The organism is Streptomyces sp. NPDC045026 (assembly GCF_056432625.1).
In genome coordinates this window covers 1-21,139 of sequence record NZ_JBWKIS010000036.1, presented here as the reverse complement: position 1 = coordinate 21,139, position 21,139 = coordinate 1, and the positions used below count along the sequence as shown (strand labels likewise).

General features: G+C 69.9%; 25 protein-coding genes. 12 read left to right on the top strand and 13 right to left on the bottom strand.

Going from position 1 to position 21,139, the window contains the following annotated elements:
• Window positions 1-28 precede the first annotated feature (28 nt).
• Window positions 29-2,347 (top strand): penicillin acylase family protein, encoded by a 2,319-nt coding sequence (locus AC07EJ_RS41090; RefSeq protein WP_478886157.1) that lies wholly within the window; start codon window positions 29-31, stop codon window positions 2,345-2,347.
• An 8-nt stretch (window positions 2,348-2,355) separates the two neighbouring features.
• Here AC07EJ_RS41090 and AC07EJ_RS41085 read toward each other — a convergent pair whose 3' ends face one another.
• From AC07EJ_RS41085 to AC07EJ_RS41055, 7 genes are all read right to left on the bottom strand, one after another.
• On the bottom strand, window positions 2,356-3,741 hold the full coding sequence (locus AC07EJ_RS41085; protein WP_389490380.1) for an NAD(P)/FAD-dependent oxidoreductase: 1,386 nt from the start codon (window positions 3,739-3,741) through the stop codon (window positions 2,356-2,358).
• 417 nt (window positions 3,742-4,158) lie between these two features.
• Window positions 4,159-4,665 (bottom strand): DUF302 domain-containing protein, encoded by a 507-nt coding sequence (locus tag AC07EJ_RS41080; RefSeq protein WP_393587633.1) that lies wholly within the window; start codon window positions 4,663-4,665, stop codon window positions 4,159-4,161.
• Window positions 4,662-5,420, bottom strand: coding sequence for a hypothetical protein (locus AC07EJ_RS41075; protein ID WP_389490375.1), 759 nt, complete (start codon window positions 5,418-5,420; stop codon window positions 4,662-4,664). Before AC07EJ_RS41075 ends, AC07EJ_RS41080 begins: the two co-directional genes overlap by 4 nt.
• 705 nt (window positions 5,421-6,125) lie before the next feature.
• On the bottom strand, window positions 6,126-6,398 hold the full coding sequence (locus AC07EJ_RS41070) for a hypothetical protein (RefSeq protein WP_389490373.1): 273 nt from the start codon (window positions 6,396-6,398) through the stop codon (window positions 6,126-6,128).
• 38 nt (window positions 6,399-6,436) lie between these two features.
• On the bottom strand, window positions 6,437-6,703 hold the full coding sequence (locus AC07EJ_RS41065) for a hypothetical protein (RefSeq protein ID WP_389490371.1): 267 nt from the start codon (window positions 6,701-6,703) through the stop codon (window positions 6,437-6,439).
• Between the two features lie 98 nt (window positions 6,704-6,801).
• Entirely contained in the window at window positions 6,802-7,014 is a 213-nt protein-coding gene (locus AC07EJ_RS41060) for a hypothetical protein (protein ID WP_389490369.1), read from the bottom strand.
• A gap of 4 nt (window positions 7,015-7,018) precedes the next feature.
• Window positions 7,019-7,594, bottom strand: coding sequence for a DUF5994 family protein (locus AC07EJ_RS41055; protein WP_389490367.1), 576 nt, complete (start codon window positions 7,592-7,594; stop codon window positions 7,019-7,021).
• Between the two features lie 281 nt (window positions 7,595-7,875).
• Here AC07EJ_RS41055 and AC07EJ_RS41050 point away from each other — a divergent pair, with 281 nt between their 5' ends.
• The gene (locus tag AC07EJ_RS41050) at window positions 7,876-8,370 is read left to right on the top strand and encodes a DUF5994 family protein (RefSeq protein WP_389490364.1); all 495 of its coding nucleotides are present in this window, start codon (window positions 7,876-7,878) and stop codon (window positions 8,368-8,370) included.
• A gap of 320 nt (window positions 8,371-8,690) precedes the next feature.
• Here the strand turns inward: AC07EJ_RS41050 and AC07EJ_RS41045 are convergent, their stop codons facing one another.
• A complete protein-coding gene (locus tag AC07EJ_RS41045; protein WP_389490362.1) occupies window positions 8,691-9,077 on the bottom strand; it encodes a VOC family protein in 387 nt (128 codons plus the stop codon).
• Between the two features lie 79 nt (window positions 9,078-9,156).
• Here AC07EJ_RS41045 and AC07EJ_RS41040 point away from each other — a divergent pair, with 79 nt between their 5' ends.
• Window positions 9,157-9,708 (top strand): GNAT family N-acetyltransferase, encoded by a 552-nt coding sequence (locus AC07EJ_RS41040; protein WP_389490360.1) that lies wholly within the window; start codon window positions 9,157-9,159, stop codon window positions 9,706-9,708.
• A 37-nt stretch (window positions 9,709-9,745) separates the two neighbouring features.
• Here AC07EJ_RS41040 and AC07EJ_RS41035 read toward each other — a convergent pair whose 3' ends face one another.
• The 3 genes from AC07EJ_RS41035 to AC07EJ_RS41025 form a co-directional block, all read right to left on the bottom strand.
• Window positions 9,746-10,429 carry a glycerophosphodiester phosphodiesterase gene (locus tag AC07EJ_RS41035; protein ID WP_389490358.1) on the bottom strand — a complete coding sequence of 228 codons (684 nt, stop codon included), beginning with the start codon at window positions 10,427-10,429 and terminating at the stop codon, window positions 9,746-9,748.
• Between the two features lie 80 nt (window positions 10,430-10,509).
• Window positions 10,510-10,635 carry a hypothetical protein gene (locus AC07EJ_RS41030; protein WP_389490356.1) on the bottom strand — a complete coding sequence of 42 codons (126 nt, stop codon included), beginning with the start codon at window positions 10,633-10,635 and terminating at the stop codon, window positions 10,510-10,512.
• A gap of 86 nt (window positions 10,636-10,721) precedes the next feature.
• The gene (locus AC07EJ_RS41025; RefSeq protein WP_393587645.1) at window positions 10,722-11,306 is read right to left on the bottom strand and encodes a PadR family transcriptional regulator; all 585 of its coding nucleotides are present in this window, start codon (window positions 11,304-11,306) and stop codon (window positions 10,722-10,724) included.
• Between the two features lie 153 nt (window positions 11,307-11,459).
• Here AC07EJ_RS41025 and AC07EJ_RS41020 point away from each other — a divergent pair, with 153 nt between their 5' ends.
• The 7 genes from AC07EJ_RS41020 (at window position 11,460) to AC07EJ_RS40990 (ending at window position 18,423) form a co-directional block, all read left to right on the top strand.
• Complete coding sequence (locus tag AC07EJ_RS41020) at window positions 11,460-12,599, top strand: LLM class flavin-dependent oxidoreductase (protein ID WP_389490352.1); 1,140 nt, start codon at window positions 11,460-11,462, stop codon at window positions 12,597-12,599.
• Between the two features lie 107 nt (window positions 12,600-12,706).
• Window positions 12,707-13,651: an alpha/beta hydrolase gene (locus AC07EJ_RS41015; RefSeq protein WP_478886173.1), complete on the top strand. Its 945-nt coding sequence runs from the start codon at window positions 12,707-12,709 to the stop codon at window positions 13,649-13,651.
• 82 nt (window positions 13,652-13,733) lie between these two features.
• On the top strand, window positions 13,734-15,152 hold the full coding sequence (locus tag AC07EJ_RS41010; protein ID WP_478886156.1) for a DUF6421 family protein: 1,419 nt from the start codon (window positions 13,734-13,736) through the stop codon (window positions 15,150-15,152).
• A 26-nt stretch (window positions 15,153-15,178) separates the two neighbouring features.
• Complete coding sequence (locus AC07EJ_RS41005) at window positions 15,179-15,937, top strand: SDR family NAD(P)-dependent oxidoreductase (protein WP_389490416.1); 759 nt, start codon at window positions 15,179-15,181, stop codon at window positions 15,935-15,937.
• Window positions 15,934-17,004, top strand: coding sequence for a threonine aldolase family protein (locus AC07EJ_RS41000; protein WP_389490414.1), 1,071 nt, complete (start codon window positions 15,934-15,936; stop codon window positions 17,002-17,004). The genes AC07EJ_RS41005 and AC07EJ_RS41000 overlap by 4 nt, the downstream gene beginning before the upstream one ends.
• Window positions 17,005-17,109: 105 nt before the next feature.
• Window positions 17,110-17,703, top strand: a complete 594-nt coding sequence (locus tag AC07EJ_RS40995; RefSeq protein WP_478886155.1) for a transglutaminase-like domain-containing protein — start codon at window positions 17,110-17,112, stop codon at window positions 17,701-17,703.
• Window positions 17,704-17,736: 33 nt separating this feature from the next.
• Window positions 17,737-18,423: a B3/B4 domain-containing protein gene (locus tag AC07EJ_RS40990; RefSeq protein WP_478886154.1), complete on the top strand. Its 687-nt coding sequence runs from the start codon at window positions 17,737-17,739 to the stop codon at window positions 18,421-18,423.
• 40 nt (window positions 18,424-18,463) lie between these two features.
• Here AC07EJ_RS40990 and AC07EJ_RS40985 read toward each other — a convergent pair whose 3' ends face one another.
• Both AC07EJ_RS40985 and AC07EJ_RS40980 read right to left on the bottom strand, forming a co-directional pair.
• Window positions 18,464-19,192 (bottom strand): lysophospholipid acyltransferase family protein, encoded by a 729-nt coding sequence (locus tag AC07EJ_RS40985; RefSeq protein ID WP_478886153.1) that lies wholly within the window; start codon window positions 19,190-19,192, stop codon window positions 18,464-18,466.
• A gap of 175 nt (window positions 19,193-19,367) precedes the next feature.
• Entirely contained in the window at window positions 19,368-19,784 is a 417-nt protein-coding gene (locus AC07EJ_RS40980) for a DUF4395 domain-containing protein (RefSeq protein WP_389490343.1), read from the bottom strand.
• Between the two features lie 76 nt (window positions 19,785-19,860).
• Here AC07EJ_RS40980 and AC07EJ_RS40975 point away from each other — a divergent pair, with 76 nt between their 5' ends.
• Window positions 19,861-20,268, top strand: coding sequence for a TlpA family protein disulfide reductase (locus tag AC07EJ_RS40975; RefSeq protein WP_389490341.1), 408 nt, complete (start codon window positions 19,861-19,863; stop codon window positions 20,266-20,268).
• Window positions 20,269-20,478: 210 nt separating this feature from the next.
• On the top strand, window positions 20,479-20,985 hold the full coding sequence (locus AC07EJ_RS40970) for a flavin reductase family protein (RefSeq protein WP_478886152.1): 507 nt from the start codon (window positions 20,479-20,481) through the stop codon (window positions 20,983-20,985).
• The last annotated feature ends 154 nt before the right edge of the window (window positions 20,986-21,139 follow it).

Genomic DNA, 21,139 nt, shown 5'->3' with positions numbered 1-21,139 from the left:
GGACTCCGATGATGACGGTGACATACCGGTGAACCCTCGAACAGCGACGGACTTCGAAGTCTCCGGTCTCACCGGCCCGGTGCAGATCCTCGTCGACCAGTGGGGCGTCCCCCACCTCTACGCCGACTCCCAGGACGACCTGTTCCTGGCGCAGGGCTTCAACGCGGCCCGCGACCGCCTCTTCCAGCTCGACCTGTGGCGCCGCCGCGGCCTCGGCCTCCTGTCCGAGGTGTTCGGCGCGCGCTACGTCGAACACGACCGCGCCGCCCGCCTGTTCCTCTACCGCGGCGACATGGCCGAGGAGTGGAGCGCGTACGGCGAGGACACCGAACAGATCACCACGGCGTTCGTGAACGGCATCAACGCCTACGTATCCCTCTGCCGCCGCGACCCCTCCCAACTCCCGCCGGAATTCGCCATGCTGGGCTACGAACCCGGGCACTGGGACCCGTCGGACGTCGCCCGGATCCGTAGCGGCGGACTCCAGTACAACCTCCACGACGAGGTCGCCCGCGCCCTCACCCTGCGCGACCACGGCACCGGCGTGGAAGACCTGCGCCGCCGCCGCGAACCCGCTCCGCACCACCTCACCGTCCCCGATGGCCTCGACCTGAGCGTCATCCCGGACGACGTGCTGCGCGTCTACGACCTCGCGACGGTCCCGCCCTGGCCGGACGCCGCCGCCCTCCACGGCATCGACGGCTCCAACAACTGGGTGCTCGCGCCGTCCAGGACCGCCACCGGCCGCCCCATCCTCGCGAACGACCCGCACCGCGCGGTCACCCTGCCCGCCCTGCGCTACATCGCGCACCTGACCGCACCCGGCATCGACGTCATCGGCGCGGGCGAGCCCGCCCTGCCCGGCCTCTCCATCGGCCACAACGGGAACATCGCGTTCGGGTTCACGATCTTCCCGATCGACCAGGAGGACCTGTACGTCTACGAGACCGACCCCGACCACCCCCGCGCCTACCGCTACCAAGGCCGCTGGGAAGCCATGACCCGCGTCATCGAGACCATCCCGGTCAAGGGCGGGGAACCCGTCGAGACCGAGCTGTGGTTCACCCGGCACGGCCCCGTCATCCACGAACACCCCACGCGCGACGCAGCGTTCGCCGTCCGCGCCGCCTGGCTCGGCCCCGGCATGGCGCCCTACCTCGGCAGCACGGGCTACATGCGGGCCGAAGGCCCCGACGCCTTCCTCGCCGCCCTGCGCCGCTGGGGCGCGCCCGGCGAGAACCAGGTCTACGCGGCGCCCGACGGCACGGTCGGCTGGCGCCCCGCGGGCCGCGTCCCGGTCCGCCCCAACTGGGACGGCACCCTCCCCGTGCCCGGCGACGGCCGCTACGAGTGGGACGGCTTCCTCGACCCGGACGCGCTGCCCGCCGAACGCGACCCGGAACAGGGCTGGTTCGCCACCGCCAACCAGATGAACCTGCCGCCCGGCCACCAGAACGACCGCGACACGGTCACGTACGACTGGTACGCCCCCACCCGCCACCAGCGCATCGCCGAAGAACTCGACGCGCGCGCGAACTGGACGGTCGAGGACTGCGTACGCCTCCAGACCGACACCGTGAGCCTGCCCGCGCGCCGCATCGTGCCGCTGCTCGCCGGAGTGACCAGTGACGACCCTCTGATAGGGCAGGTCATCGGCCTTCTGCGGGACTGGGACGCCGACCTCACGGCGGACTCGGCAGCCGCCGTGCTCTTCGAGATCTGGTACCGCCGTCACCTGCGCCCCGCCGCCTTCGGCAAGACGCTGCGCGGTCTCGTCCCGGAGGCCGAACACGCGGCGGCCCTCGCCCGGATCCTGCCGCCCGACGACCCCACCTCCGACCCCCGCGTCGACCTGGACCTGCTCACCGGAGAGGACACCGCCCTCGAACCCGGCGACCTCCTCACCACCCTGGCCGCCACGGTCACCGAGCTCTCCGGCCTCCTGGGCCCCGACCCGGCCGCATGGACCTGGGGCGCGCTCCACCACGCCCGCGTGTACCACCCGGTGACCGCGCTCCACGACGGGCCTCAGCCGCCCTGGGCGTCCGTCGGTCCCGCCCTGCGCGGCGGCAGCGGCGACACGGTGGGCGTCGCGCCGTACGGACCCGACTTCCGCCAGACGACGGGCGCCACCTTCCGCCTCGTCGTCGACGTCGGCTCCTGGGACGACTCGGTGGCCATGAACTCGCCGGGCCAGTCCGGGAATCCGGACAGCGAGCACTACAGCGACCTGTTCGCCACCTGGGCCGCCGACGGCTCCTTCCCCCTCCTGTACAGCCGCGAGGAGGTCGAGAAGCACACGGCGCGGACGATCACTTTGCGACCGTCCGCGCCGGGCCCCGCCTGACAGCCGCCCTACGAGATCTCGGGTTCGGCCGTCGAACGGCCGAGCTCGACATCCGCCGTCACCATCGCGTGCACTTCCTCCGGCGTCAGATACGCGTCCGTCTTCTCGAAGTCCTTCAGCGTCGCGGGCCGCTGCGCCTGGAACCCCGTACGCACGAAGTCGTCACCGGCGACCGCGTTGAGCCCCCAGTTCGCCGCCGTACGGAACCGCGCCGTCCCGGTGCGCAGGGCTCCCAAGTGGTAGGCGCGCGCGACAACCTGGGCGGGCAGCCCGGTCAGCTGCACACCCAACGGCTTGGACACCGCCTGGATCCCACCGAGGTCGACCACGAGCCCCAGGTCCCTGTGCCGGTACGGGGCCGTCGGCAGGCCGTGCAGCGCGGCCGCCACGTTCTTCGCGGCGGCCCAGCCCTGCCGCATGGCGTGCTGGGCGGTCGGCGGGCAGATCGCGTCGGCGCCCTTCTCCAGGTCCGGCACGGCGGCCGCGTCACCCAGCGCGAACACGCCGTCGAGCCCCGGCACCGTCAGATCGGGCTCCACCACGAGCCGGCCCCGGTTCGTCTGCGCGTTCAGCGTCGCGATCAGCGGACTCGGCGCGACACCCGCCGTCCAGATCAGCGTGCGGCACGGCAGCACACGGCCGTCGGTCAGCGTCACCGTGTCCTCGGTCGCCTTCGCCACGGACACCCCGAGCGACACATGCAGCCCACGCCGCTCCACGATCGACAGGGCCTTCTCGCCGAGCCGGTCACCGAGCTCGGGCATCAACTTGGGCGCGATGTCGACGAGATGCCACTTGATCTGTGCCGGGTCGAGCCCGCGAAGACGCTTGGCGGCGGCGGTGGTCAGCCGTTGCAGATAGGCGGCCGTCTCCGTACCGGCGTACCCGCCGCCCACCACCACGAACTGCAGCCGCGACTCCCGCTCGGCGGGGTCCGTGCTCGCCGCGGCCAGGTCGAGCTGCGAGATGACGTGGTCGCGGATCCAGGCCGCCTCCGCGAGCGTTTTCACGCCGACCGCGTACTGGTCCACCCCGGGGATGTCGAACTGCCGCGTGACGCTGCCCGGCGTCAGGACCAGGTAGTCGTAGCGCTCCACCACCGTCTCGCCGTTGATCTTGCGTACGACGACGGCCTTCGCCTCGGGGTCCACGCCCACCGCGCCGCCCGGCACGATGCCGGTGTGCCGCAGCATGCGGCGCAGCGGCACGGCCACCGACTGCGGTGTGAGGACGCCCGAGGCGACCTGGGGAAGCAGCGGCAGGTACAGCTGATGGTCGAACGGACTGACCAGCCTCAGCTGTGCCTCGCCCGGCTTGAGGATCTTCTCCAGCTTGTGCGCGCATTCCATGCCGGCGAATCCGCCGCCGACGATCAAGATCCGAGGAGCTGCCATGTGATGTCTCTCCAGGGTCGGGCTCATCCGGACGCGAAGGGGGACCGATCTCCGGCCATCCCGCTCATCCTCTTCCGCGCGCACGTGCCGCGCACGCCGAACGAGTACTTCCGCTCGCGTACCCCGGAAGCCGCCCCCTGCATACCTCCTGCAGTCGGGATACTTCAGGCGTTGTTGGAATGGGACAAACTCTTACTTTCGGATCGGTCGACGCCTGCCCTGATGTCCCCGTCCGGACGCTGGGACGGTCATCATGAGGGCAAGTAGGTGTTATGTAGCATCTATACAATTTGGCCCGGTCCCGTGGAGCACCTGCCCACGGCGCACCGGCCGGCAGCGCCATGAGTTCACGCGCAACCTCGACGAACTCGACCCGCGCGGGGAACTGGAGAGAATACGTTCGGAGGCCGCGGAGGCTCACAGCTGGGGAGGTACGTCGCCGCCGAGGAGCGTGATCAACTGGGCCAGGCGTGCGTCGAGTTCGCGGCCGACCTCGGCGATCTGTGGCTTGCCGTAGCTGTCGAACAGCAAGCCGGGCTGGTCGACGGCGAATTTGGTGTCCCCGTCGGGGTCTGCGTAGATCAGGGCGGGCAGCGGCGCGTGCAGCACGGCCGATGCATCCTCGCGGAACGCGCGTTCGACGAGGGTGTGGTTGCCCATGAGGTACTGGGTGGCCTTCCAGAGGGATTGCGAGCCGGCCATGAGGGCGCAGATGTCGCTGCGGTAGTAACGCATGAACCCGTGAGGGCCGTTGATCTCGGCGAGTTCGAGCGCGGCTTTCCAGGAGCCCAATTGGTAGAAGCGGCTGAGATCGGCCTCCGGGACGAGGGTCTCGAAGTGCTCGCACGCCGCGTCGTAGGGACGAGGGAGCGTCACGACGAGCCTCCGGGCGGGGTGGTCGATGAAGGCGCTGTCCGTGGTCATGGCCGCACCTGTTCGTCGTCGCAGCGAACGAGCTCAACACCGTGGACATCGACCGTGATGGAGGGGGAGTTGAGGTTGACGCTGTTGTCGGGGTTGCGGCGGAACATTCGCCGTCGCGTCGGCATGACCAGCCCGTCGAAATTCTGGTGGTGGCCGGTGTAGTGGCCGACGAGGAAGCTGTTGTTGACCTCGGCGACGTAGTCCATGCGTCGTTGCAAACCGAAGGCGTCGTAGTAGAAGACCGCGTTCGGGCTGTGTGTGGCGATGCCGGGCGGGAAGCGCACCTGCAGACGCCGCCATGTCTGCCCGGCCTCGTGCCACGGTTCGATCTCGCGGGCCCGCACGCCCGGATAGGTGAAGAGGAACGGGCTGGTGAAGTAGTTCCAGAGGGCGTAGCCCAGGAAGTAGCCGAGGTGCGGAGCGTCCCAGTCGGTGTTCCGCAGCATTCCCTTGAAGGCGTCGCGGGCGGGTGCGAGGGTCTCGACCGGTTCGCCGTCGAGAGTCTGCACGGTGACGCTGTCAGTGGCAGCGTCGAAGATCATCTGCCACTCCGGGCGGGTGAACGGGGTGAACACGATGTGTTCTCTGGCCGTGTCGATCGTCAGAACCTGGTCGAAGCTCGTCCCCGGTGGCCAGCCCTTCAGCCCCCAGACCGGACCGTCGATGGAGACATCGGCCTTCAGACCACTCACGGTGTCCCAGAGTTCTCTGCCTCCGGCGGCGGCGATGGCCAGATCGAGGAGTTCAGTGCTCATGGCCTGGGTTCTCTCTCTAGCAAACACGCACGAAAACCAGTGTCTCGCAGGGGAGAGGGCATGCAACTTGACGAGCCCACAAGATCACTACGGTGACGAAGACCGGCGGCAAACACCGAGGTTCAACGGGCAACGGATGCCCTGCGGGCCGCACTCGACAGGGTTGGGCTCGGTCTTCCCTCTCTGGGCGTCGACGACGGATTCCCTGAATTAGGGCTCGGAACTTTGGGCGTGTTCGGCGGATGTGGCCATGCGGCTAGCCGCATCGCTTCGGCCAGAGGGCTGGGATGAGTGAACGCAACAGACCTCAGAAACGGCGCACTGGTCGTCGATACGGCGACGGACGAGCTAGGCCGCTTCATGGGTCGCGTCGGTGCTTACGTTCAGCATGCCGCCTCCGCGGGGGGCCGACGACCAGCGGCTCTCGGGGCGCCGGTAGGGCCGGCGAACCCAGGTTGCCAAAGGGGGTGTCGATGGTGGCGGTCGTCGCAACGGCCCCAGCGCATTCACTCCGCCGGGGCCGCCCTTCCGGATCGTCACACGTGAGAGTGCTCGATCCGTGTTCAATGATACGACTGCGGGCCGGACAGGCCGAGAGGGTGAGGGGGGCAGGCCTCGTCCCCTGGTTCGTGTGTGCAAGAGGGGCCGTGAAGGCCGTAAATACCGGGCTGAGCGGTGGACGGGCCGGCCCTCGGACAGTCCGGCTCAACCGCGTTCTTCTTCCTCGGCCTCCATGCGGCGGATTCCCTGGTGGGTGAGGGAGACCATCGCGGGTACGTTGCCCGGTTCCCAGTCGACGGTAATCAGGCCCTCGCCGGCCAGGTAGGTGCAGGCGGCGGCCAGGTCTTCCTCTGGGATGCTCAGGTCGTTCCGCAGCTTCCGCCCAGGGACTCCGAGGAGGCGGTTGCCTTCGGTGGCTTCGTAGAGGGCGGTCAGGACTCGTTCGCGGTAGACCTGCCGCTCGCGGAGGGACGCCATGGCCGAGTCCTTTCGTGCATGTGAAGGTCCGATGCTTCTCAGACTTCGTCGCCGTGGGCGCCGGTGCGCGTCGACGGTCTGCTGGTGGTGAGCCAGGAGTGGGCCGGTGCTGCGGCGGATTCGGTGTCGACGGTGAGGTGGACCCGGGTGCCGCCTTCGGGGCCGGGGTAGCTGCGCTGTTCCGCACCGGCGAAGGTATGGCGGAGTAATTCGGCGACCTTACGGGCGGCTTCGGGGGAGGCGGCAACGATGCGGATCTCGGCGTGTCCGGCCGAGGGCAGTGTCGCGGTGTCGGTGGGATACAAGGTGCCAAGTCCCTTCAGGGGCGAGCGAGGGGCCGGCGGGTGGGTCGTCCCGGGTGCCGGGAGCCCCACCCGCGGCCTTCGGTCGGAGTGGTCTGAGGTCAGGGCCAGGTACCCGTGAGCCTGCGGCTGGAGGCGGGCCCTGTCGACCTGTGGTGGCTGCCATGGCCGGGTGGCCGGCTGATGACCGGGAAGGGGTCGCTGAAGTGGTAGGCCGCGATGCGTGCGTCATGCTGGGCGTTGAGCCGGTGGATCAGGCGCAGGCCGAGCGCGATCAGGAGGGCGCCTACCGCGAGCGTGATGAGGGTCTCCATGTCGTCATCTCCGCGTGTTCCCCGGCAGGGGGATCATCCGCGCGCCGACCGGGTGCCGGAGGGGCGGCAGGGCGGACCCGCCGTCGGTCTCCCAGGCGTCCTCGCTGCTTCGGGCGTCCCGCATACGGCGGCCGGTCGCGGCTTCGTCGGACATCAGCACACCGGCAGTGAGGGCGTTGCCGGGGATGGTGGCGGCCCTCATCAGCCGGGCGGCTGCGGCGGGTTCGGTCTCGGGCGGGATCACCAGCAGGTCGCAGCGGCCGACGGTGTAGGAGAGCAGGATCATCTTGTCGGGATCCTGTTCGGTGAACCAGCCCACGTGCACGGTGTGCCCGGTGACGAGAACCTTGTGCGGGACGACGGGCCAGCGGGTGGGGTTCACCATGGCGCGCGTGATGCGTCCCCAGCGTCCTTCCAGTGCTTTGACCAGGGACGGGAGCTCGGTGGGCAGGTCGCGCGAATAAGGCCACCAGGCACCGTCCAACTGGCCGGCAAGGGTGGTCTTCGGCGTCAGGGAAAAGCGCGTCGGGAGCGGGGGAACAAGCGCCCGTGCCACTCCGCGTTCGACGGTCGTGACCATGATGCGGACCCGTCTCCGGGCCGCCCTGCAGGGCGGCCCAGTGTCTTGATCGCCGGAAACGACGTCCGCGTGGGAGCGGGTGTTCGAACTACTCCCGGTACTTTCAGCGTACTGCGCCCCGTGGCCGGACGAACGGTTTCTGACCAGGCGATTTCCGACCGGGGACACCGCCCGGCCGATGGTAGCGGGCATGATCGCGGACACGCGGAGTACCGTGAGACGACGGCGGCATCTCGCCGGCCATGAGGTGTCGGCGGCCCCGTGTAGGCAGGCGGACCACCATGGCCGAATCTGACACTCCCACCGCTCGGAAGCTCCTTCCGGACGAGATCCACCGAGCGGTGAGGCCCGGCGCGGCCCTGCTCAGGCTGCAGACGACGCACTCCCGTGAAGGCGTCCTCGACGGCGCGTGGTGGCCCCGCTCCCGGGACGTCATGACGGAGCTGCCCGCCCTGATCCAGGCGCTCACCACGCACCTCGGCCCCATCACACGGGTCGGCCTGGACACCGCCGCCTGGGAGGAGGTCCCGACTCGTATGGTCGTCGACGACTTGGTCGTGCACCTCGACTCCTTCCCCGTCGGCGACGACACCGTCCTCATCACACGCGGCGACAACGACCACTTCGCCCTCTTGGTGGTGCCGCCGGACACGACACCCGACGCGGCACGTGACGCCATGGCCCGTGCGGTCGATGCCGGTAACGTCACCCAGGCCGCCGACATCCTTGTCGCCACGCTTCCCGAACCAGCGACTGACCGCGAGGAGTCGGCATGATCCAGATCGCGGGCACCCGTGAGTGGCGAACCCACGACGCTAGGCTGAGCGAGGGCGGCTGACCTGCAAGAAGCCGCTGGGCTCCACCCCCCCCGGGCACAGGGGGCGCGAGTTCGCTGTGTCCGTAAGGCGCTCCGCTGCGCCAGAGTTCACATCCCCTCCCACTCGAAGACCGCGACCTGCGCGGATGGCCGAGCGCTTCATACCTGCGGTGGGTGAGCACGGGCAGGAGTGGGCCCGTAGCGGACTCGCAGTGGACGGAAGGACCCGTGGGGATCAGGAAGCCGGCGGAGGCTTCGTCGTGACCTGCGGACTCTGCGCTACGGGCGGTACCGCAGCGGATGGTCCGCCGGAACCTCGCAGACGACAATGTTGGTTCCGTCCGGGTCCGAGATCCACATCTCGATCAGCCCCCACGGCTCCTTGACCGGCGGCCGGAGCACCTCGACGCCGTGCGCCGTCAGCTCCTCGTGCGCGGCTGCCACGTCCGCGACCTGGAGCCACAGCTGGAGACCCGGCGACGGCGGCGCCTCCGACCGGCCGGACACCTCGAGGAAGCCGCCCCCGAGGAAGTAGACGGTGCCGCGCTCGGGCCCCGTCCCGAACTCCCGGTACACGGCGAGACCGAGCGCCCCACCGTAAAAGGCCCGCGACCGCTCGGGATCGGTGGGGCGAAGTAGCGTCCTGCTGCTCAGTACGTGAACCATGCGAACGCAGCGTAGAGGCTCGGCGTTAGGCTCGACGGCGCCCGCGCCGAAAGCCGTGCACGAGATCGGAGACCGTCCCATGTCCATCGCACCCCGCCCCACGACCGGCGACCTCGCCTTCCGGGACGCCACCGACGCCGATGTCGACGTGCTCGTCGAGCTGATCGAGTCGGCGTACCGCGGGGACTCCAGCCGCACCGGCTGGACCACGGAGGCGGACATCCTGGAGGGGCAGCGCACCGACCCGCAGGGTGTCGCCGACGTCATCAAGTCGCCGGACAGCCGGCTGCTCACCGTCGAACGCGACGGCGTGGTCGTCGCCTGCTGCCAGCTGGAGCACCGTGGGAAGCACGCCTACTTCGGCATGTTCGCCGTGAGCCCGGCCCTCCAGGGCGCGGGGCTCGGCAAGGTGATCATCGCGGAGGCGGAGCGCACCGCCCGCGAGGCGTGGGGCGTGCGCGAGATGCACATGACGGTGATCTCCGTACGCGAGGACCTCATCGCCTGGTACGAGCGCCGGGGCTACCGCCGTACGGGAGAGATGACCCCCTTCCCGTACGGCGACGAGCGCTTCGGCATCCCGCAGCGGGACGACCTGCAGTTCGAGCTGCTGGTCAAGCCCCTCGGCTGACCGGCGGCCCCACAGCGCGGCTCCCGGCCGGGGTGCGTCAGGCCGTGAAGCGGCCCGTCCGTTTGATCTCCGGGTAGTCGGTCGTCGCGCCGTCCAGGCCGAGTGCCCGCACCAGGCGCAGATCGTCCTGCGTGTTGACGACCCAGCCGATGATCCGCAGGTCCGCCTTGCGGGCGCGCTCGACGATCTCCTGCGTCAGGCGCCGGATGTTGAGGACCAGGGACGTGGCGCCGACGGCGGTGGCCCGCTCCACCACGTCGGTGCCGTAGCGGCTGGCCACCAGAGCCGTACGCACGCCCGGCACCAGCCGGGTGATCTCGGCGATGGCCTCGTCGTGGAACGAGATCACCTCGACGCGGCTCACCAGATCACGCCGCTGCAGCACGTCGGCGAGGGCACGCGCCGCGGCGACGTCCTTGATCTCGGCCTGGAGCGGCGTGGAGACGGCGTCGAGGACCTCCTCGAAGACCGGCACCCGCTCGCCGCGCCCCGCGTCCAGGGCGCGCAGCTCGGCGAGGGTCTTGTCGGCGATGGGGCCCCGGCCGTCCGTCGTGCGGTCGACGTCGGCGTCGTGCATGACGACGAGGGCGCCGTCCTTGCTCAGATGCAGATCGAGTTCGATGAGGTCGAGGCCCGCGTTCTGTGCGGCGACGAAGGACCGGAGCGTGTTCTCGGGTTCGACACCCATGACTCCGCGATGCCCGATGGTGAGGAAGTTCAAGATCGTCTCGCTTCCGTCGACGGCGGCTCGGCATCCGCGCGAGGTGGTGGAGGGGCTCGCCCGCGCGGCACGGCCGAAGCCTAACGGCCCGTCTCCACGATGGGACCGCTCCGACGCGAGGGAGTGGAGTGGTCTGCTCTGATTGCGGTGATTCCCAGGACCAGTCCGGTGATGACGGCGGCGACCAGGACGGCACGGATGCTCACGGTCAGGGCTCCAGACGGGCGCAGGGACAGGGGAGGGGCGGGGACCGGTCCGTCCTACCGCCTTCGGCAGCCTGCCGCGGGAAGCGTCACCCGTGGGTGGGCGAGTTTCCGGGCGGTTGACCGGGCACCGCGTCCAGGTCGTCCAACATGGCCTCGGCCAGCTCGACTTCGGCCGCGAGCCGCCGCTCGCTCCAGCGCAGCGCGATCTGCGGATGGGCCCACGCCTCCACCCCGTCGGCCCGCTCGAGCGCGTCCCTGACCTCCTTCAGCTCGCCCTTCGTGCGGGCCACGTGTTCCGTCACGAGGCCCCGCAGATGCTCCGGCGCGGCGAGATGTCCGAGCCACACGCGCAGCAGCACGGGGTGCTTGAGCACCGGCGCGCCGAGGCCCTGTCCACCTCCGGCCCACACCGCGAGCGCCCCTCGCCCCTCCCCGGTGATCGTGTACGTCCGCTTGGCCCGCGGCTCCGTGGTCCCGGAGTGCAGTGACGTGACGTAACCCAGTGACTCGAGGCGGCGCAGCTCGGCGTAGATCTGGCTGATCGCGGGCGACCAGTAGAAGAACCGCAGGGAGGCGTCGGCCCACTTCTTCAGCTCGTATCCGGTCCGCTCCCCGGGGAAGGACAGCAGTCCGAGGACGGCCCAGGCGGTCGGTGGTAGGTCGTCTGCCATGCGCCGCATTGAAGTGACGGGTGCCGGTCACCGCAAGACCCCGGAGCCTTTGTCATTGCCGAATACCGTCGCCGGTCTTGCCCCTTGAAGACCTGACGGTTAGTCATATACCTAACCGAAACAACGCGCGTGGCTCAACTCCCTGGAGGCAACGTGAAGTTCTCCGTCATCTTCGAGGCGCAGCTCGCCGACCCCACCGTCGAACACGAACACCAGGTCATCCACGACTGTGTGGAGCAGGCGGTCCTCGCCGAGGAGATGGGCTTCGACCGGATCTGGGCCGTCGAGCACCACTCCCTCAAGTGGTACGCGCACATGTCGGCCCCGGAGATCTTCCTGACCTGGGTCGCCGCCCGCACCAGCACCATCCGGATCGGGCACGGCGTCGTCTGCATGCCCTTCAACTTCAACCATCCCGTGCGGGTCGCCGAGCGGGCCGCCATGCTCGACCTGCTCTCCGGGGGCCGCCTCGACCTCGGGGCGGGCCGGGGCGGCACCAAGCAGGAGACGTCTTTGTGCGGTGTCGACAAGGACCGGACGACGCAGGAGGTCGAGGAGGCGCTGCGGATCATCGGGAAGGCCTGGGAGAAGGACGAGCTCGAACACCACGGGGAGCTCCTCGACATCGATCCGCACCCCATCCTGCCCCGTCCGAAACAGACACCCCACCCGCCCCTCTTCCTCGCCTGCAGCCGCACCGAAACGCTGACGCAGGCCGCCGAACTCGGCATCGGCGCCCTGGTGATGGGCTTCGCGGGCCCCGAGTCGATCGCCGGCATGCGGCGCGCCTACGACGACGCGATCGCCGCCCGTACCCTCGACCGCTTCGTGTCCGGCGTCGTCAATGACCACTTCTCCGTCCTGTGCCCGACGATCGTCCTGGACGACGGTGAGACGGCCCGGAACATCGGCATCCGCGGCCAGCGGTTCTTCGCGCAGTCCATCGGGCACTGGTACGGCGGCGCGGGCGTCCCCGACGAGGCCGTGGTGGAGGGCGCCGACGAGGCGGCCGACATGCGCAGGGCCGCCGAGCAGGTCGTGGCGCGGCTCCACGAACACCAGATCCCGGTACGTCCCACCGCGACGGCCACCTTCAACGCCGACCACGCCTACGGCACTGCCGACGACGCCATCGCCTACGTCGAGCGCCTGCGCGACGCGGGCGCCGACGAGATCATGTGCCTCGTCCAGATGGGCACGGTCCCCCAGGAGGCCTGCCTGGAGACGTTGCGGCAGTGGGGCGAGAAGGTCATCCCGCACTTCCGCGCCCAGGAGCAGGCGGTGTCCGCATGAGCCCCGCACCCGAGGACCGCCCCGCATCCGAGGAATGCCTCGCATCCGAGGAATGCCCCGCACCCGAGGACCGCCTCGCGCCCGACGTCCGTGCCCTGGTCGACGCGATGACCGCGTTCTTCCCCGATCTCGGCGGCGCCGTCACCGACGCGGCCGAGGCCCGCCGCGCACTGGCCGCGGCGCCCGCGTCACCGCTCCCGCCGCCGGTCGTCGGCTCGGTCGAGGACCGCGACATCCCCGGCCCCGCCGGAGCGCCCAGGATCCCCGTACGGATCTACCGCCCGGACCCCGACGACGCGCCGGGGCCGCGTCCGACCGTCGTCTTCCTCCACGGGGGAGGGTGGGCGATCTGCGGCCTGGAAAGCCATGACTCCACCGCCCGCGGGCTGTGCCGGGAGGCGGGGGCCGTCGTCGTCTCCGTCGACTACCGGCTGGCCCCCGAGTCGCCGTTCCCGGCGGCGGTCGACGACGCGTACGCGGCGCTGTGCTGGGCGGCCGACCACCACACGGCACTGGGCGGCGACGCCGGCGCCCTGGTCGTGGCGGGCGACAGCGCGGGCGGCAACCTCGCCGCCGTCATCTGCCTCCTGGCCCGGGACCGGGGCGGCCCGCCCATCGCGCTCCAGGCCCTCGTCTATCCGGCCACCGACGCCCATCAGTCGACCGAGTCGTTCGCGCGGAACGCCGACCGCTATTTCCTGACGGCCGCGCACTGCCGCTGGTTCGTCGAGCAGTACCTCGGCCCGGACGGTGACCGGTCCCACCCGCACGTCTCGCCGCTCCTCGCCGACCTCGCCTCGCTGCCGCCCGCCCACATCGTGACCGCGGGCTGCGACCCGCTGTGCGACGAGGGCCTCGCCTACGCGACGGCCCTGCGTGAGGCGGGCTCCGAGGTCACCGAGAGCCACTTCCCGGGGATGTTCCACGGCTTCTTCGGCTTCCCTGAGCTGCTCGACGACGCCCGTACCGCCGTGGCGGATGTGGCGAAGGCCATCGTTTCAACCGTGTCAGGCAGGAAAAACGACGGTGAACCAGGGGGTCACGCAGGATAACTTCCTCCCGGCTCCCCTTGTGGTGGAGAACCTCGCCCCCTTACGGTGTCTATACGCGAGGTTCTCCCGTGGAGGATGGGTAATGACGGAAATTCTTGTGCAATCGGGCGTGGAGGGGAAGGTTCCTCCGGAGAAGGCCGGGGGAATCCCCGAAAGCAGGGTGGTCGAGCACCCCGCATGGCCCGTGCTCAAGGCCGCCGTGGAGAAGGTCCGTCCCTGGCAGCAGAAGGACGGCTCCATCGACTTCGCCGCCGACGGTGCCCCGTCCAAGGCCGTCGCCGAGCTCACGCTCGACCGCGTCATATCCGCCGTCGAGCAGCTCTCCCCGCTGCTCCCGCACGACGCCGCGTACCACTCGGCGCTCGTCGCCGACCTGCGCCGCTGGGCGGAGGAGGGCTTCCAGGTCCCCGACTTCCTCGACTCGCTGCTGGCCTTCCAGCCCGCCGCGCACCGCGAGGACGGGCTGCAGCACCTGGTCGTCTTCCCGATGTACACGCAGAACGGCAACCCGGACCGCAATCTGGAGGCCGTCGTCCTGCGCATGGTGTGGCCCGAGTGGCTCGCCGAGCTGGAGGCGACGCGCTACGACAACCCGCTGTTCTGCGGGATCACCTTCGAGGACTTCACCACCGGCTACGACACGAACTCGGCCGTGCTCTTCCCGGAGACCATCGCCGTACGCGAGGCGCCGGAGCGCTTCTCCTGGGGCGGCATCTTCTGCGACCGCGAGGCCGCACGCTTCCGGGCCGTCACCGAGGCGTCCGTCGGCATCCTCGGGCTCGAACTGCCCGACGACATCCGCGAGATGGTCGCCGACCAGGACCGCTGCCAGCAGGCGTTCGTCCTGTGGGACATGGTGCACGACCGCACCCACAGCCACGGCGACCTTCCGTTCGACCCGTTCATGATCAAGCAGCGCCAGCCGTTCTGGATGTACGGCCTCGAAGAGCTGCGCTGCGACCTCACCGCCTTCAAGGAGGCCGTGAAGCTGGAGGCCGACGGCTTCCCGCAGGGCCGCGACGTGCAGTACGCCGTCCTCTTCGACCGCATGTTCCGCTTCCCGGTCACCGGCGAGCGCGTGCGCAACTACGACGGACTCGGCGGCCAGCTCCTCTTCGCGTACCTGCACAAGCACGACGTGGTGCGCTGGACCGACAACAAGCTCCAGATCGACTGGGAGCGCGCGCCGCAGGTCACCAACCAGCTGTGCGCCGAGATCGAGAAGCTGTACCGCGACGGCATCGACCGCCCGAAGCTGGTGCACTGGTTCGCCGCGTACGACCTGGTCTCCCAGTACCTCTCCCCGCACCCCGGCTCCCGCTGGGCCAAGGGCCCCGACGCCCTCGACCTGAGCCTGCCGCCGCGCAAGCTCGTCGACGACGTGCTTCCGGACGAGTTTCCGCTCAGCATGTTCTATGAGGCACTGTCCAAGAAGCTGAAGAACGTGATCGCCTCCACCAAGGGGATCACCGCTGCGGGCGCCGAGCAGGCCGCCGCGTGAGCGCTCGCGACGAGGAGGCGACGACCATGGCCGAAGGCAACGGGAACGGCACGCTGGACGGAGCGGTCATCGCCGTGGCGGGCGCGGCAGGACCCGCGGGCCGCGCCACCCTGCTGCGCCTCGCCGAGGCGGGTGCGACAGTGGTCGGAGCGGACGCGGACGCCGCACGCCTGGCGGAGGCCGTGGACGCGGCGCGCTACGCGCACGGCGGCGCCACCGTCATCGGCGACACGGTCGACCTGCTCGACCTGAACGCGACCCGCGACTGGGCTGCTCACGTGGAGAAGGACTTCGGGCACGTCGACGGCGTGGTCCACCTCGTCGGCGGCTGGCGCGGCAGCGCCACCTTCGCGGAGACCGACCTCGCCGACTGGGAGCTGCTCGAAAAGCTCCTGATCCGTACGGTCCAGCACACCTCCCTCGCGTTTTACGACGCACTCCAGCGCAGTGACCGCGGACGCTTCCTGCTGATCAGCGCCGCGGGCGCCAGCAAGCCGACCGCGGGCAACGCGGCGTACGCGGCCTCCAAGGCCGCCGCCGAGGCCTGGACCCTCGCTCTCGGCGACGCCTTCCGCAAGGCGGGGGGTGACGCGGGCCCGCAGCAGGCGGCTGCGATCCTGGTGGTGAAGGCGCTGGTGCACGACGCGATGCGCGCCGAGCGACCCAACGCGAAGTTCGCGGGTTTTACGGACGTCACGGACCTGGCCGATGCCATCGCCGGCGTCTGGGACCGGCCCGCCCATGAGTTGAACGGGACCCGTCTGTGGCTGACCGAGAAGCCGTGAATCCGCCGAAGACCGACGCGCGCCGGCATCACGACCCGGACGTCCGCGGCTTCGCGAGCGACAACTACGCGGGCGCGCACCCGGAGATCCTCGCGGCCCTCGCCCTCGCCAACGGCGGTCACCAGATCGCGTACGGCGAGGACGACTACACCGAGAACCTCCAGCAGATCATCCGCGCCCACTTCGGCCCCACGGCCGAGGCGTTCCCGGTCTTCAACGGCACCGGTGCCAACGTCGTCGCGCTCCAGGCGGTCACCGACCGCTGGGGCGCGGTGATCTGTGCCGAGTCCGCGCACATCAACGTGGACGAGGGCGGGGCCCCGGAGCGCATGGGCGGCCTCAAGCTGCTCACCGTGCAGACCCCGGACGGCAAGCTCACGCCCGAGCTCATCGACCGGCAGGCCTTCGGCTGGGACGACGAGCACCGGGCGATGCCGCAGGTCGTCTCGATCACGCAGAACACCGAGCTGGGCACGCTCTACACGCCTGACGAGATCCGCGCGATCTGCGACCACGCCCACGAGCGCGGCATGAAGGTGCACCTCGACGGCTCCCGCATAGCCAACGCGGCCGCGTCACTCGACGTGCCGATGCGCACGTTCACGAACGCGGTCGGCGTCGACATCCTGTCGCTGGGCGGCACGAAGAACGGCGCCCTGTTCGGCGAGGCCGTCGTCGTCCTCAATCAGGACGCCGTCAGTCACATGAAGCACCTGCGCAAGCTGTCGATGCAGCTCGCCTCCAAGATGCGTTTCGTGTCGGTGCAGTTGGAGGCCCTGCTCGCCAAGGACCTGTGGCTGCGCAACGCGCGGCACGCCAACGAGATGGCCCAGCGCCTCGCCGAGGGGGTCCGCGCCGTGCACGGCGTCGAGATCCTCTACCCGGTGCAGGCCAACGCGGTCTTCGCGCGCCTTCCGCACGACGTCAGTGAGCGCCTCCAGAAGCGCTACCGGTTCTACTTCTGGGACGAGGCGGCCGGCGACGTCCGCTGGATGTGCTCCTTCGACACCCGCGAGGAGGACGTCGACGGTTTCGTCGCCGCCCTCAAGGAGGAAATGGCCCGCTAGCGGCTCCTCCCGACTCACGCCGAGAACTGCGTGAGGCTGCATAGATATGCGATCGACCGTAAAGTCATTGACGCGGGGTCGGTCGCATTTCTATGCTTCCGATCCATGCAGCTGATCCAGAAGAACCCTGACCTGTCTGCCTACTTGGCGGCCGACGAGGTCATCGACCATCGCCACCCGCTCGTACGGAAGACTGCCGAGCGCCTCGCCGCACAGGCCTCCGACTCATATTCATACGCCCGGGTCGCCTACGAGTTCGTGCGGGACGCCATCCCGCACTCCGCCGACAGCGGCGACCTCCGCGTCACCTGGCGCGCCTCGGACGTCCTGGAGCAGGGCACGGGCATCTGTCACGCCAAATCGCATGCGCTGGCCGCGCTCCTGCGTGCCGAGGACATCCCTGCCGCGCTCTGCTACCAGCGGCTGACGCATGACGCGGGGACCGGGCATGTGGTGCACGGCATGGTTGCCGTGCGATTTCACGGGGCCTGGCACCGGCAGGACTGCCGCGGCAGCAAACCCGGGGTCGACGCCCAGTTCTCCCTCGATGGCGAGCGGCTGGCCTACGTCGCGGTTGCGGAGTCCAATGAGGTGGACTATCCGGTACTCTTTGATGCACCGCACCCGGCTGTCCTGCGCGCCCTGCGTGACGCCCCCGACCGGCCGTACCTGTGGGAACACCTCCCCGACGCGCTCTGAACACCGAGCGCACCCCGAACAGCAAGGCAGGCGATGACCCTCCAGCTCACCGTGTCCGGCGAGGTACGGACCCTCGCGCCCGAGTTCCGGCACATCGCCATCGAGGCGTACGGACTGGTCAACAGCCCGAGCAGCGCGGGGACTTCGGCACTTCTCGACGACGCGGCGCGCCGCCTCGGGGAGCGCCTGGCCGGACGCGCCCCGCACGAGGACCCGCACATGGCGGCCTGGCGCGCCGCCTACACCGCCTTCGGCGCCAAGCCCTCCCGCACCCGCAACTCGGCGGAGGCGCTGGCCAAGAGGGCACTCGCGGACGGCGGACTCCCGCGGATCAACACCCTGGTCGACGTCTACAACGCGATCAGCGTGGCCCATCTGATCCCGGTCGGCGGCGAGGATCTGGACCAGGTCAAGGGAGGGATGCGTCTCGTCAGGGCCACCGGTGACGAGGGCTTCGCCACCGCGGCCGCCGGTGAGGACGTCGTGGAACACCCCGACGCGGGCGAGGTCGTCTGGTGCGACGATGAGGGCGTGACCTGCCGCCGCTGGAACTGGCGCCAGGGCACGCGCACGCGCCTCACCGAGGAATCGGTCAACGCCCTCTTCCTGCTGGAGGCGATGGGGCCGCACTGCGACGTGGCGGCGGCCGGCACCGAACTCGCCGAACTCCTGGAGAAGTTCAGCCCCGGCGCGCGGATCGCTGTCCACGCGCCGCAGTAGACGTACCGCGGTGGGCCCGCGGCACCTCTGCAGTACCGATTCAGGTTGCCTCGGCGGCCTTCACCTCTGCCGCGGTGGGCGCGGTGCCGCCGAGGTGCGCGGGCATCCACCAGGTGTCGTCCGGACCCTTGGGACGTACGGGGTACGCGCGCTGCGCCGCCTCGAGCAGCTCCTGCACCCGCTCGCGCAGCCGCCGTGTGATGGCGCCGGCGAACTGGTCGCGCGGGGCCTCCATCGGCTCGCCCACCCGGATCGTGATCGGGATGTGCTGGCGCTTGAAGTTCTTCGGGTGGCCCTTCGTCCACAGGCGCTGGGTGCCCCACAGTGCCATCGGGATGAGCGGCACACCGGCCTCCTGGGCCAGGCGCGCGGCGCCCGACTTGAAGCTCTTCAGCGTGAACGACTGCGAGATCGTCGCCTCGGGGAACACCCCGATGACCTCACCGGAGCGCAGTGAGTCGAGGGCGTGCGCGTACGCGTCCTCGCCCTGCTTCCGGTCCACGGGGATGTGCTTCATGCTGCGCATCAGCGGACCGGAGATCTTGTGCCGGAACACCGACTCCTTCGCCATGAAGCGCACCAGGCGCTTCTGCGGCAGGGCCACGAGACCGTCGAAGATGAAGTCCAGGTAGCTGATGTGGTTGCTGACCAGGACCGCGCCGCCGGAGCGCGGAATGTTCTCCGCGCCCTTGACGTCGATCTTGAGATCGAGCGCCTTGAACATCGTGCGGGCCGCGCCGATGACCGGACGGTAGACGAGCTCTGCCATGGAGGGGGAGGACCCTTCATCTCTGCCTGGGGAGGGGGCTCCCGGCGGGAAGTTACGCAGCCGTAGGTTTTGTGGCTTGCGCAGATCGTGCCCCATCAACGGCCGAGTAGCCAGTCCTGGTTCCGGCAGGGCGGGAGATCCTCGTCACTCCCACGCGGTCCGCACAACCCGTTGATCAGCCAAATCGTGCCGCGCCACGCCGCAGGAGCAGGTACATCTCGCACCCCAGGCAGTAACCGAACGCCGAGTTGAGGAACGCCGCCGCCAGCGCGCAGGCCGTCGCCCCGAGCCCGAGCCAGCCCGGCCCCCACAGCAGACCCGCCAGACCCACCGCCGCAAAGACGAGCCCGACGAACTGCGCGAACCGCGGCGGCTGCGGAGCCTCGAACTCCGTGGGCGGCCCGAGCCGCGGCCGCACCGCCTTACGGAACAGCCACGCATAGGGAGAACGCCCCACCCCGCCCGCCGCGCCGAGCGCGAAACACAGCGTCTGCCACGCCAGGAGCCAGGCGCTGCCCGTGACGAGTACCAGGGCCAGTACGACCGTCGTGACCGCGGCACCGAACCGCGGCCCTCTCACATCGATGTCCATGAACCCAGCATTCCGCAACGGTGCGCTGCGCGGACCCGGGGAATCTTTGCGGTCTCGTAAATGCTGCACTGGAACGATGACCGGACTTGTGGTGTGTGTGGCCGTGCTCGCCGTGGCGAGCGCCTTCGGGCTGATGCAACGGCGGCGGAGCGGGAGGATGAAGGTGCGGCAGGGCGAAGCGGCGCTAGGAGCGGCGCAGTTGGGCGAGGAACTGGGGGAGCGGGCCACGCTCGTGCAGTTCTCCAGCGCCTTCTGCGCACCGTGCCGGGCGACCCGGCGTGTGCTCGGCGAAGTGGCCGAAATGATTCCGGGCGTGGCGCACGTGGAGATCGATGCCGAGGAGCGGCTCGACCTCGTACGGGAACTCGGCGTCCTCAAGACGCCCACCGTGTTCGTTCTCGACGCGGCCGGGCAGATCGTGCGCCGCGCCATTGGCCAGCCGCGCAAGGTGGACGTCATCGCCGCGCTCGGGGAGGCGGTCTGACGGGCGGTGACTTCGTCGTGACGCTTCTCCCAGATGGCGGGATGCACTTGACTGCACGCACCACGTATCGTCAGCCTGACTGTATGCCCACGGAACTCCTTCTCTTCGAGCGTGTCCATGTGGACCTCGCCCGCTGCGCGAGTGCGCGCTGTCCCCGCTGCTGAGCAGCCACGGACCCCGCTCGCACCCCTCCGGCAGAAGGACAACTCCATGACGGCCACGCCCGATCTCCGCACCGCCGCGACCGCATCGGCCGACCTGCTGCGCTCGGTCTTCCGCCGGCACGCGGCCGGAGTCGCGGTGATCACCGCCCGGGGCGCCGCCCCCGTGGGCTTCACCGCCACCTCCCTGACGTCCGTGTCGGCCGAACCCCCCGTCATCTCGTTCGGCATAGGCCTGGGCGCCTCCAGTTGGCCTGTCGTCTCCGAGGCCGAACACGTCGGCGTGCACGTACTCGGCGAGCACCAGCAGGACCTCGCCGCCACGTTCGCGAAGAGCGGCGCCGACCGCTTCGGGGAGCCGACGCGCTGGTACGAGGGCCCGGAGGGCGTGCCCGTCCTCGACGGCGTTCTGGCCTGGCTGGTGTGCCGGGTGATTGCGCGCGTGCCCGCCGGGGACCACCGCATCGTGCTGGCGGAGGCCGTCGTCGGAGACTCCGTGGGGACCGGCCGGCCGCTCGTCTACCACCAGGGCCGCTTCAACGGTCTGCGCGACTAGGATCACAGTTCAAAGCGCTTGCTTAGCGGGCAGAACCTGGGTGTACTGACGAGTAATATTTCGTTCGGGGCGCGGGCCGCCCCGACCGGGAGAGTCCGCTTCGGACGCCTATGCTGCCTGCAGGGAGCAAGGCCGCCCAGTAAAGACGATTGCA

Excerpts from the sequence above, each read along its gene's own strand:
- AC07EJ_RS41060 (WP_389490369.1), bottom strand. The coding sequence starts at position 7,014 with ATGGAGACCCTCATCACGCTCGCGGTAGGCGCCCTCCTGATCGCGCTC.
- AC07EJ_RS41040 (WP_389490360.1), top strand. The coding sequence starts at position 9,157 with ATGTCCATCGCACCCCGCCCCACGACCGGCGACCTCGCCTTCCGGGAC.
- AC07EJ_RS40985 (WP_478886153.1), bottom strand. The coding sequence starts at position 19,192 with ATGGCAGAGCTCGTCTACCGTCCGGTCATCGGCGCGGCCCGCACGATG.
- AC07EJ_RS41075 (WP_389490375.1), bottom strand. The coding sequence starts at position 5,420 with ATGAGCACTGAACTCCTCGATCTGGCCATCGCCGCCGCCGGAGGCAGA.
- AC07EJ_RS41010 (WP_478886156.1), top strand. The coding sequence starts at position 13,734 with ATGACGGAAATTCTTGTGCAATCGGGCGTGGAGGGGAAGGTTCCTCCG.
- AC07EJ_RS41080 (WP_393587633.1), bottom strand. The coding sequence starts at position 4,665 with ATGACCACGGACAGCGCCTTCATCGACCACCCCGCCCGGAGGCTCGTC.
- AC07EJ_RS41055 (WP_389490367.1), bottom strand. The coding sequence starts at position 7,594 with ATGGTCACGACCGTCGAACGCGGAGTGGCACGGGCGCTTGTTCCCCCG.
- AC07EJ_RS40995 (WP_478886155.1), top strand. The coding sequence starts at position 17,110 with ATGCAGCTGATCCAGAAGAACCCTGACCTGTCTGCCTACTTGGCGGCC.
- AC07EJ_RS40980 (WP_389490343.1), bottom strand. The coding sequence starts at position 19,784 with ATGGACATCGATGTGAGAGGGCCGCGGTTCGGTGCCGCGGTCACGACG.
- AC07EJ_RS40975 (WP_389490341.1), top strand. The coding sequence starts at position 19,861 with ATGACCGGACTTGTGGTGTGTGTGGCCGTGCTCGCCGTGGCGAGCGCC.
- AC07EJ_RS41045 (WP_389490362.1), bottom strand. The coding sequence starts at position 9,077 with ATGGTTCACGTACTGAGCAGCAGGACGCTACTTCGCCCCACCGATCCC.
- AC07EJ_RS40990 (WP_478886154.1), top strand. The coding sequence starts at position 17,737 with ATGACCCTCCAGCTCACCGTGTCCGGCGAGGTACGGACCCTCGCGCCC.
- AC07EJ_RS40970 (WP_478886152.1), top strand. The coding sequence starts at position 20,479 with ATGACGGCCACGCCCGATCTCCGCACCGCCGCGACCGCATCGGCCGAC.
- AC07EJ_RS41025 (WP_393587645.1), bottom strand. The coding sequence starts at position 11,306 with ATGGCAGACGACCTACCACCGACCGCCTGGGCCGTCCTCGGACTGCTG.
- AC07EJ_RS41015 (WP_478886173.1), top strand. The coding sequence starts at position 12,707 with ATGACCGCGTTCTTCCCCGATCTCGGCGGCGCCGTCACCGACGCGGCC.
- AC07EJ_RS41050 (WP_389490364.1), top strand. The coding sequence starts at position 7,876 with ATGGCCGAATCTGACACTCCCACCGCTCGGAAGCTCCTTCCGGACGAG.
- AC07EJ_RS41005 (WP_389490416.1), top strand. The coding sequence starts at position 15,179 with ATGGCCGAAGGCAACGGGAACGGCACGCTGGACGGAGCGGTCATCGCC.
- AC07EJ_RS41085 (WP_389490380.1), bottom strand. The coding sequence starts at position 3,741 with ATGGCAGCTCCTCGGATCTTGATCGTCGGCGGCGGATTCGCCGGCATG.
- AC07EJ_RS41070 (WP_389490373.1), bottom strand. The coding sequence starts at position 6,398 with ATGGCGTCCCTCCGCGAGCGGCAGGTCTACCGCGAACGAGTCCTGACC.